The following is a 9,644-nucleotide window of genomic DNA, read 5'->3' as shown; positions in this document are numbered from 1 at the left end:
CGGGTGCGGCGACGGCGGGTGCGGCGACGGCGGGTGCGGCGACCGCGGGTTCGGCGACCGCGAGCGCAGCTCCCGCGGCTGCCGCCGCGCCCGGTGGGGCGTTCGCGCCGGTCGGATCGCGCGGGCCGGACCCGCTCGCACCGCGCATCGCGTCCGGGCCAGTCCCGCAGGACGAGGACGACCGCGCGGAGTCGCCGCTCGACGTGTTCGAGCCGGAGGACGGTCGTCGCCGCTGGGTGCGACCGGTGCTGGTGATCGCCGGCATCCTCGTCGTGCTGGGCGGGCTGTACGTGGGCGCGTCGTTCGCCCTCGCGGACCGGGTTCCGCGTGGCGCGACGGTCGCGGGCGTGGACGTGGGCGGCCTGTCGTCGCAGGAGGCGGTGGCCCGGCTGCAGGAGTCCCTCGCGGACGCGTCCACGCAGCCGGTCCCGGTCGAGGCGCAGGACGTGCAGGCGACGGTGGACCCGGCGACGGCGGGTCTGGTGTTCGACCCGCAGGCGACCGTGGACCGCATGACGGGCGTGGACCTGGCGGACCCGCTGCGGCTGTGGGACCAGATCGTGGGCGTGGGCGCCCGGCAGCCGGTGACGCAGGTCGACGACGCGGCGCTGTCCGCCGCGCTGGAGAACCTGGGCTCGTCGCTCGTGCTCGCGCCGGTCGACGGGACGATCGTCTTCGCGGACGGCACGGCGAACGCGACGCAGGCGGCGGACGGCTGGGAGCTGGACGTCGAGGGTGCGACGCAGGTGCTGCACGAGGGCTGGCTCGACGCCGCCCGCCCGCTCGCGCTGCCGACCACGACGGTCGAGCCGGCGATCACGCAGGAGAAGACGGACGCGGCGCTCGAGGTCGCGAAGAAGGTCGCGTCGGGTCCCGTGTCGGTCACCGTGGGCGACCGGTCGGCGACGCTCGAGCCGGCGGTCGTGACGGCGAACGCGTCGTTCGTGCCGGTGGACGGCGAGCTCGTGCTGCAGATGAACGGCGAGGCGCTGAGCGCCGCGGTCCTGGAGGACCTGCCGGACCTGCTGACGGCGTCGGAGGACGCGCACTTCGACCTGTCGTCGGGTGCGCCGGTGATCGTGCCGGGCACGCCGGGCACGACGCTGGACCCGGCGTCGCTCGCGACGGCGGTCGCCGACGCGGCCGTGGCGAGCGCGCGGTCGGCGACGGTCGAGCTGGTGCAGGCCGACCCGGCCGAGTCGACGGCGGAGCTCGAGGCGCTCGGCATCAAGGAGATCGTCTCGGAGTTCTCGACCCCGCTGACGTCGGAGCCGCGCCGGACGCAGAACATCGCGAACGGTGCGTCGAAGATCAGCGGCACGCTGATCCGCCCGGACGAGACGTTCAGCCTGACGGACGCGCTGGGCCCGGTGGACGCGGCGCACGGCTTCGTGCAGGCGGGCGCGATCGTCAGCGGCGAGCACGTCGACGCGTGGGGCGGCGGTCTCTCGCAGATCTCGACGACGACGTACAACGCGGCGCACTTCGCGGGGTTCGAGGACATCGAGCACAAGCCGCACAGCGAGTGGTTCGCGCGCTACCCGGAGGGCCGCGAGGCGACGATCTTCACGGGCACGCTCGACATGCGCTGGAAGAACAACACGCCGTACGGCGCGCTGGTGCAGTCGTGGGTCGAGGGCGGCCGCGTGTACGTCCGGATCTGGGGCACGAAGTACTGGACGGTCGAGTCGACGACGAGCCCGCGCTCGGGGGTCGTGTCGCCGACGACGGTGTACTCGCAGTCCGCGACGTGCGAGCCGCAGTCGGCGGGCAACCCGGGCTTCTCGGTGACGGTGACCCGCAAGCTGTACCTGAACGGCGAGCTCAAGGACACGGACACGAACTCGTGGCGGTACAAGCCGCAGAACAAGATCGTGTGCGGTGCGCCGCCGTCGGCGACCCCGCCGGCCAGCCCGTGACCTGACCGGCACGCGCGCGCGGAACCCGTCGAGGCCCCGGCCCGGCGGGTTCCGTCGTCTGCGGGTCCGCCCGTGAGCCCAGCCGCGCGCACGCCGCCCGGTCAGCGCGGGCGGCGCGGCGGCGGGGGAGGGACGCGCTTGGCGAGCACGACGTCGGCGCCGGGCACGTCGACGTCACCGCCGCGCGTGCGGACGGTGAGCCCGTCGTCGTCGCAGCGCACGACGTCGCCGAGGACGTCGGTCAGCTGCGGCTCACCGGGCGCGGGGTCGTCGTCGCGCCGACGCCGGACGACGACGCGCTCCCCGGGCCGCAGCGTGCGCCAGTCGAGGCTCACGCGGCGACCTGCCGGGCCCTGCGTGCGACGGTCAGGGCGTCCCGCGAGGTCGGCGACGGCGACCGCCGGTCCCGCCGCCGTGGACACGACCTCACGCCTGCTCGCATGTGGGGGATACTAGGCAGACCCCCTGCGCGTTGGAGGACGCACCGTGACCTATGTCATCGCCGAGCCTTGTGTGGACGTCAAGGACAAGGCGTGCATCGAGGAATGTCCCGTGGACTGCATCTACGAGGGCAAGCGGTCGCTGTACATCCACCCGGACGAGTGCGTGGACTGCGGGGCCTGCGAGCCGGTCTGCCCGGTCGAGGCCATCTACTACGAGGACGACGTCCCCGAGCAGTGGAGCGAGTACTACAAGGCGAACGTCGAGTTCTTCGACGACCTGGGCTCGCCGGGCGGTGCCGCGAAGATGGGTGAGATCGACAAGGACCACCCGATCATCGCGACGCTGCCGCTCCGCGTGCACGGCGACTGACGCCACCTGCGTGGGCTTCCTCACCGGCGCGCTGCCGGACTTCCCCTGGGACACGCTCACCCCGTTCGCGGAGCGGGCGCGCGCGTACCCGGGCGGCATCGTCGACCTGTCGGTCGGCACCCCGGTGGACCCGACGCCCGCGGTGGTGCGTGACGCGCTCGCCGCGGCCGCGGACTCGCCGGGCTACCCGCTCACGCACGGCACGCCCGACCTGCGCGACGCGGTGGTGCGCTGGTTCGCACGACGCCGCGGCGTGCCCGGCCTGGACCCGGCGGCGGTGCTCCCGACGGTCGGCTCGAAGGAGCTCGTCGCGCTGCTCCCGTCGCTGCTGGGCCTGGGCGACGGCGACGTGGTGCTGCACCCGGCGACGGCGTACCCGACGTACGACGTGGGTGCGCGGCTCGCGGGTGCGACGCCGGTCCCGACGGACGACCCGGCGGCCGTGCTCGCGGACCCGTCGAGCGGCGGTGCGGTGCGGCTCGTCTGGCTGAACTCGCCCGGCAACCCGGACGGCTCGGTGCTGGGTGTCGAGGACCTGCGTCGCGTGGTGGACGCCGCGCGTGCGGCGGCGGAGCGCGACGGCCGGCCGGTCGTGGTGGCGTCGGACGAGTGCTACGCCGAGCTCGCCTGGGAGGAGCCGTGGGCGTCGTCGGGCGTCCCGAGCGTGCTCGACCCGCGCGTCACGGGCGGCGACCTCACGGGGCTGCTCGCCGTGTACTCGCTGTCGAAGCAGTCGAACCTCGCGGGCTACCGGGCGGCGTTCGTCGCGGGCGACCCGGCGCTGGTGGCCCGGCTGCTCGAGCTCCGCAAGCACGCGGGCATGATCGTCCCGGGGCCCGTGCAGGCGGCGACGACTGCGGCCCTGGCCGACGACGAGCACGTCGCGGAGCAGCGCGAGCGGTACCGGCGGCGACGCCGGCTGCTGCGCGGTGCGTTCGAGGAGGCCGGGTACGTCGTCGACCGCTCGTCCGCGGGGCTGTACCTGTGGGTGCGTCCGGACGGCGGAGGTCAGGACTGCTGGTCGACGGTGGGCGACCTGGCCGAGCAGGGGATCCTGGTCGCGCCGGGCGCGTTCTACGGCGCGGCGGCGGCCGGGCACGTGCGGGTCGCGCTGACCGCGTCGGACGAGAGGATCGCGGAGGCGGCCGCTCGCCTCACCGGTGCATGACCCACGTCAGGGACGGTCTGTGAGGACCGTCACACCGGGACCCTGGTCCCGTCACGGATTGGTCACGGCAGGCTAGCCGCAGGTACCGTCAAGGCTGGCCAACGAGGGCCGGAGCAGCTGGCCGAGCAGGCCGCACGAACCGACCGCCGGACGCCCAGCGCATCCCCTGGGCCAGGGTCGTCGCAGGAAGGAACCACATGTCGGACGTCGTCACCGCGCCGGTCCAGCTGATCGTCGACGGCCAGTCCCGCGACCTGCCCGTCGTGACCGCGTCCGAGGGGAACGACGGGATCGTCGTCTCCTCGCTCCTGCGCGACACCGGTCTGGTCACGGTGGACCCGGGCTTCATGAACACCGCCTCGTGCGAGTCGAAGATCACGTACATCGACGGCGACGAGGGGATCCTGCGCTACCGCGGCTACCCGATCGAGCAGCTCGCCGAGCAGTCGTCGTTCCTCGAGGTCGCCTACCTGCTCATCCACGGCGAGCTGCCGTCGCCGTCGGAGCTCGAGGCGTTCGAGGAGCGCGTCAACCGGCACACGCTGGTGCACGAGGACTTCCGCACGTTCATGGGGACGTTCCCGCGCAACGCGCACCCGATGGCCGTCATGTCGTCGGCGCTCAACGCGCTGTCGACGTTCTACCCGGAGTCGCTCGACCCGCACGACCCCGAGGCCGTCGAGCTCGCGACGGTCCTCATCCTCGCGAAGACGCGCACCATCACGTCCTACGTGCACCGCACGTCGAAGGGCGAGCCGCTGCTCTACCCCGACTACTCGCGCGGGTACGTCGAGGACTTCCTCCGCATGACGTTCGCGGTGCCGTACCAGCAGTACGAGCCGGACCCGGTCGTCGTGCAGGCGCTCGACAAGCTGCTCATCCTGCACGCCGACCACGAGCAGAACTGCTCGACGTCGACCGTCCGCATCGTCGGCTCGTCGAACGCGAACCTGTACGCGTCGGTCGCCGCGGGCATCAACGCGCTGTCGGGCCCGCTGCACGGCGGGGCCAACGAGGCCGTGCTCAAGATGCTCGACGAGATCAAGGCGAACGGCGGCGACGCGACCGCGTTCATGAAGCGCGTGAAGGACAAGGAGCCCGGCGTCCGCCTCATGGGCTTCGGCCACCGCGTCTACAAGAACTACGACCCGCGTGCCGCGATCGTGAAGGAGAGCGCCGACGCGGTGCTCTCGGCGTTGGGCAAGAACGACGAGCTGCTCGACCTGGCCCGCGGCCTCGAGGAGATCGCGCTCAACGACGACTACTTCGTGTCGCGCAAGCTCTACCCGAACGTCGACTTCTACACGGGCCTCATCTACAAGGCGATGGGCTTCTCGGAGTCGATGTTCACGCCGCTGTTCGCGCTGGGCCGCATGCCCGGCTGGATCGCCCAGTGGCGCGAGATGATCAACGACCCGCAGACGAAGATCGGCCGCCCGCGGCAGGTCTACACGGGCGCCGTCGAGCGCGACTACACGCCCGTCGCGGATCGCTGACGCGACAGCACCGCCCGACGGAGGGGCCCGGCACGCTCGACGTGCCGGGCCCTTCTCGGCCCTCCGGCCCACTCGCGCGTCGACGACCCGGGCGGACCGATGCGCCCGGTCCGCCGTCGGGCATGGTCGGCATCAGGGTCCGAGCGTGAGCCGGACCTGGCCTGTCGCGGGGGAGTCGGCGGCCGTCGCGGCCGTCCACGACGCCTCGGTGCGGTCCCACGCCTGACCGCCGGCCTCGACGTGCGTGAGTCCCAGCGGTGCGGCGACGGCGACGGCCCACTGCGCCACGGCCCAGGTGAACCGGTCGGCGTTCGCCGGGTCGGACGCGGCGAGCGGCGCGACGTCGACGACGACGGTCGTGCCGCCGCCCTCGCGCGGCTCCGCCGTCAGGGGCAGCTCGCCGAGGTCACGGTGCAGCCGCGCGGTCACCGCGGCGACGGCGCCGGTCCCGGGGTCGGGATCGCGCAGCGTGCACGAGAGCGCGGCGGGGGACCAGCCGGTGAGCGCGGAGGCGTAGGCGCGGGCGCGGACCTCGTGCTGCGCGTACGCGTCGGGGTAGCCGGACCGCTGCACGGCCTGGGCCGCCTCGGTGATCGGCAGCTCCTCGTACCCGGCGACCTGGACCAGGTGGTCGTAGAAGATCCCGGTCGCGTAGACGGGGTCCTGCACCTGCTCGGGCGTGCCCCAGCCCTGCGACGGCCGCTGCTGGAACAGGCCGAGCGAGTCGCGGTCGCCGTAGTCGACGTTGACGAGCTTCGACTCCTGCAGCGCGGTGGCGAGACCGATCGTCACCGCGCGGGCGGGCAGGCCGCGGCGGACCGCGGTCGCGGCGATGAGCGCCGCGTTGTCCGCCTGCTCGGGCGAGAGGAACCACGTGGTGCCGTCGACGGTCGCGGCGCACCGCTGCACGACGGGCGGGGCCTCGTCCTGCAGGCGCAGCACGGTGACGACCGCGGCGACGCCGCCGCCGAGGGCGACGACGAGCGCGACGGCCAGGCAGCCGGCACGTCGTCCGCGGTGCCGCCGGGGGCGTCGGCCGGCCACGGTGTCAGTTCGCGTGCAGGGCGGCGTTGAGCTCGACGCCCGCGCCCGCGCGTGCGACGGCCTCGACCCCGCCCGTGAGCGAGTTGCGCCGGAACAGCACGCCGTGCGCGCCGGCGAGCTCGCGGGCCTTGACGACGCGCGGCTCGGCGGCCGGGTCGGGGGTGCCGTCGGCACCCCACCCGAGCAACGTGACCTTGGTGCCCGCGGTGACGTACAGCCCGGCCTCGACGACGCAGTCGTCGCCGAGCGGGATGCCGAGGCCCGAGTTCGCGCCGAGCAGGCTGCGCCGCCCGACCGACACGACGACGCGGCCGCCGCCGGACAGCGTGCCCATGATCGACGCGCCGCCGCCCACGTCGGAGCCGTCGCCCACGACGACGCCCCCGGAGATGCGGCCCTCGACCATCGACGTGCCGAGCGTCCCGGCGTTGAAGTTGACGAACCCCTCGTGCATGACGGTTGTGCCGCTCGCGAGGTGCGCGCCCAGGCGGACGCGGTCGGCGTCGGCGATGCGCACCCCCGACGGGACGACGTAGTCGACCATGCGCGGGAACTTGTCGACGCCGAGGACGGTCACCGGGACGCCCGTCGCGGCGCGCAGGCGGGCGCGCGTCGTCTCGAACCCGTCGACGGCGCACGGCCCGCGGTCGGTCCACACGACGTTCGGCAGCACGCCGAAGATGCCGTCGAGGTTCTGCCCGTGGGGCTGCACGAGGCGGTGCGACAGCAGGTGCAGGCGCAGGTACGCGTCGGCGGTGTCGGCCGGCGGGGAGTCGAGGTCGACGACGGTCCGCACGACCTGCATGCGCACGCCGCGCGCGTCGTCGACGCGCTCGCCCGCGACGAGCTCCGCGGGGGCCGTCGCGTCGGCCGGCGGCTCGCCGAGCGCGGGCGCGGGGTACCAGGTGTCGAGCGTCGTGCCGTCGCCGGCGACCGTGGCCAGGCCGAAGCCCCAGGCCGTGCGTGCTGTCATGCGGACAACCCTAGACAACGTGCAGGCGCTTACCGTCCGGTAGCCCCCGCGACGGGCCGGGACGGACCGGAGCGCGTCGTGCACGGCGGCTAGGGTCGCCGTGTGACCGCCACGACGCCTGCCGCCCTCGACCTGCGCGCCGACCTGCTGACCCTGACGCGCGCGGTGTGCGACGTCCCGTCGGAGAGCGGCGACGAGACCGCGCTCGCGGACGCCGTCGAGTCGGCGCTGCGCGCGTGCCCGCACCTCGAGGTGCTGCGCGACGGCGACGCGGTCGTCGCGCGGACCGCCCTCGGACGGCCGACGCGCGTCGTCGTCGCGGGCCACATCGACACCGTGCCGATCGTCGACAACGTGCCGACGCGGGTCGAGGGCGAGGGCGCCGACCGGGTCGTCTGGGGCCGCGGCACCGTCGACATGAAGGCGGGCGTCGCGGTGCAGCTCGCGCTCGCGGCCGAGCTCGACGCGCCGACGCACGACGTCACGTGGGTGTTCTACGACCACGAGGAGGTCGACGCCGACCTCAACGGCCTCGGCCGGCTCGTCCGGACCCACCCGGAGTGGCTCGCGTGCGACTTCGCGGTGCTGTGCGAGCCGACCGCGGGCGGCCTCGAGGGCGGCTGCAACGGCACGCTCCGGGCCGAGGTCCGGCTGACCGGTGTCGCCGCGCACTCGGCGCGCGCGTGGACGGGCCGCAACGCGATCCATGCCGCGGGCGAGGTGCTGCGGCGGCTCGCGGCGTACGAGGCCGCGTCGGTCGAGGTCGACGGGCTCGTGTACCGCGAGGGCCTCAACGCGGTGCTGATCACGGGCGGCACGGCGGCCAACGTCATCCCCGACGCGTGCGTCGTCACCGTGAACTACCGGTTCGCGCCGTCGCGCAGCGTGGAGGAGGCCGCGCAGCACGTGCGCGACCTGCTCGACGGCTACGACGTCGTCGTCACCGACGCCGCGCCCGGCGCGCGTCCCGGCCTCGACCACCCGGCCGCCGCTGCGTTCGCCGAGGTCGTGCTGGCCGTCACGGGTGGCGCGCCCGCGGCGAAGCTCGGCTGGACCGACGTCGCGCGCTTCTCCGCGCTCGGCGTGCCGGCCGTCAACTTCGGCCCCGGCGACCCGCTGCTCGCGCACAAGGTCGACGAGCACTGCCCCGTGGACCAGATCGAGGTCTCGCACGCCGCGCTGCGCGCCTGGCTCACCGCCTGACGACGGCGCCGCCGACCGGCCCGGACGAGGCACCGGGCGACGGACCGGCATCGCTGCGGCGACGGTCCGGTGACGGTGGCCGGTCCGGGCCGCGAACCCCCAGGGCCCACGCCTAGAGTCACCCCATGAGCGACGACGGTCAGCCCGCACCCGGCCAGGGATACCGCAAGGGACCGGTGATCCTGCGCGGCCGGCAGATCCCCTCCAGCACGTCCGACCAGCGCCTGCTGAGCCGCGGCGACGGCGCGTCCTGGCTGCACGGCGACCCGTGGCGCGTGATGCGCATCCAGAGCGAGTTCGTCGAGGGCTTCGGCGCGCTCGCCGAGGTCGGGCCCGCGGTGAGCGTGTTCGGGTCGGCCCGGACCCCCGTCGGCAGCGCCGAGTACCGGCTGGGCGTGGAGGTCGGGCGCCTGCTCGCGGGCGCAGGGTACGCCGTCATCACCGGCGGCGGCCCGGGGATCATGGAGGCCGCGAACCGCGGCGCGTTCGAGGAAGGCGGCCTGTCCGTCGGGCTCGGCATCGAGCTCCCGTTCGAGCAGGGCATGAACCCGTACGTCGACCTCGGCGTGAACTTCCGCTACTTCTTCGCCCGCAAGACGATGTTCGTCAAGTACTCCGAGGGCTTCGTCGTGCTGCCCGGCGGCTTCGGCACCTTCGACGAGCTGTTCGAGGCGCTCACGCTCGTGCAGACGCACAAGGTCACGAGCTTCCCGATCGTCCTCGTCGGCCGCTCCTACTGGCAGGGCCTCCTGGACTGGGTGAGCGGGCCGGTCCTCGAACGCGGCATGATCTCCGCCGTGGACCTCGAGCTGCTCAAGGTCGTCGACGACGCCGAGGAGGCCGTCGACATCGTCCGGGAACGCGGTGCGGAGCTGCGCGCCCAGGAGGAGGCCGCCGCGCGCGCGACCGCGGAGGCGGAGTCGTCGCCCGAGGCCGCGGGGTGACCGGCGGGGCCGCGCCACCCACCGGCCCGGTCGCACCGGCGCCCACCGCCGCGGTCGACGGGGTCCCGCCGGCGGGGGCACCGC

9 protein-coding genes are annotated in these 9,644 nt (G+C 74.2%); 6 read left to right on the top strand and 3 right to left on the bottom strand.

From position 1 onward, the window contains the following. Positions 1-1,919 (top strand): VanW family protein (locus tag CTKZ_RS08305; protein WP_124342511.1); only part of this gene is annotated, 1,919 nt, incomplete at its 5' end. Positions 1,920-2,020: 101 nt separating this feature from the next. Here CTKZ_RS08305 and CTKZ_RS08300 read toward each other — a convergent pair. Next, positions 2,021-2,254: a putative acetyltransferase gene (locus CTKZ_RS08300; protein ID WP_124342510.1), complete on the bottom strand. Its 234-nt coding sequence runs from the start codon at positions 2,252-2,254 to the stop codon at positions 2,021-2,023. Between the two features lie 151 nt (positions 2,255-2,405). Between CTKZ_RS08300 and fdxA the strand changes: the two genes are divergently transcribed. The 3 genes from fdxA to CTKZ_RS08285 all read left to right on the top strand — a co-directional run bounded on the left by fdxA (position 2,406) and on the right by CTKZ_RS08285 (position 5,396). After that, positions 2,406-2,732 carry a ferredoxin gene (gene fdxA / locus CTKZ_RS08295; protein ID WP_013772042.1) on the top strand — a complete coding sequence of 109 codons (327 nt, stop codon included), beginning with the start codon at positions 2,406-2,408 and terminating at the stop codon, positions 2,730-2,732. Positions 2,733-2,742: 10 nt separating this feature from the next. Next, positions 2,743-3,900 carry a succinyldiaminopimelate transaminase gene (gene dapC, locus CTKZ_RS08290; RefSeq protein WP_124342509.1) on the top strand — a complete coding sequence of 386 codons (1,158 nt, stop codon included), beginning with the start codon at positions 2,743-2,745 and terminating at the stop codon, positions 3,898-3,900. 197 nt (positions 3,901-4,097) lie between these two features. Beyond that, a complete protein-coding gene (locus CTKZ_RS08285) occupies positions 4,098-5,396 on the top strand; it encodes a citrate synthase (protein WP_124342508.1) in 1,299 nt (432 codons plus the stop codon). Between the two features lie 132 nt (positions 5,397-5,528). Here the strand turns inward: CTKZ_RS08285 and CTKZ_RS08280 are convergent, their stop codons facing one another. Then, complete coding sequence (locus tag CTKZ_RS08280; protein ID WP_124342507.1) at positions 5,529-6,440, bottom strand: hypothetical protein; 912 nt, start codon at positions 6,438-6,440, stop codon at positions 5,529-5,531. Positions 6,441-6,444: 4 nt separating this feature from the next. Continuing rightward, positions 6,445-7,413: a 2,3,4,5-tetrahydropyridine-2,6-dicarboxylate N-succinyltransferase gene (dapD, locus tag CTKZ_RS08275; protein WP_124342506.1), complete on the bottom strand. Its 969-nt coding sequence runs from the start codon at positions 7,411-7,413 to the stop codon at positions 6,445-6,447. A 102-nt stretch (positions 7,414-7,515) separates the two neighbouring features. Between dapD and dapE the strand changes: the two genes are divergently transcribed. Together dapE and CTKZ_RS08265 are read left to right on the top strand one after the other, a co-directional pair. Beyond that, a complete protein-coding gene (gene dapE / locus CTKZ_RS08270; protein ID WP_124342505.1) occupies positions 7,516-8,616 on the top strand; it encodes a succinyl-diaminopimelate desuccinylase in 1,101 nt (366 codons plus the stop codon). Positions 8,617-8,741: 125 nt separating this feature from the next. Further along, a complete protein-coding gene (locus CTKZ_RS08265) occupies positions 8,742-9,560 on the top strand; it encodes an LOG family protein (RefSeq protein WP_124342504.1) in 819 nt (272 codons plus the stop codon). Positions 9,561-9,644: the final 84 nt, after the last annotated feature.

The sequence above is a fragment of the Cellulomonas algicola genome (genome assembly GCF_003851725.1).
GTDB lineage: Bacteria > Actinomycetota > Actinomycetes > Actinomycetales > Cellulomonadaceae > Cellulomonas > Cellulomonas algicola.
The sequence above is the reverse complement of the archived record's forward strand: the minus strand, read 5'-3'. Positions and strand labels throughout refer to the sequence as shown.

What these genes read in the sequence shown, in the direction of transcription:
- CTKZ_RS08285 (WP_124342508.1), top strand. Translation starts at nt 4,098, where the DNA reads ATGTCGGACGTCGTCACCGCGCCGGTCCAGCTGATCGTCGACGGCCAG.
- dapD (WP_124342506.1), bottom strand. Translation starts at nt 7,413, where the DNA reads ATGACAGCACGCACGGCCTGGGGCTTCGGCCTGGCCACGGTCGCCGGC.
- CTKZ_RS08265 (WP_124342504.1), top strand. Translation starts at nt 8,742, where the DNA reads ATGAGCGACGACGGTCAGCCCGCACCCGGCCAGGGATACCGCAAGGGA.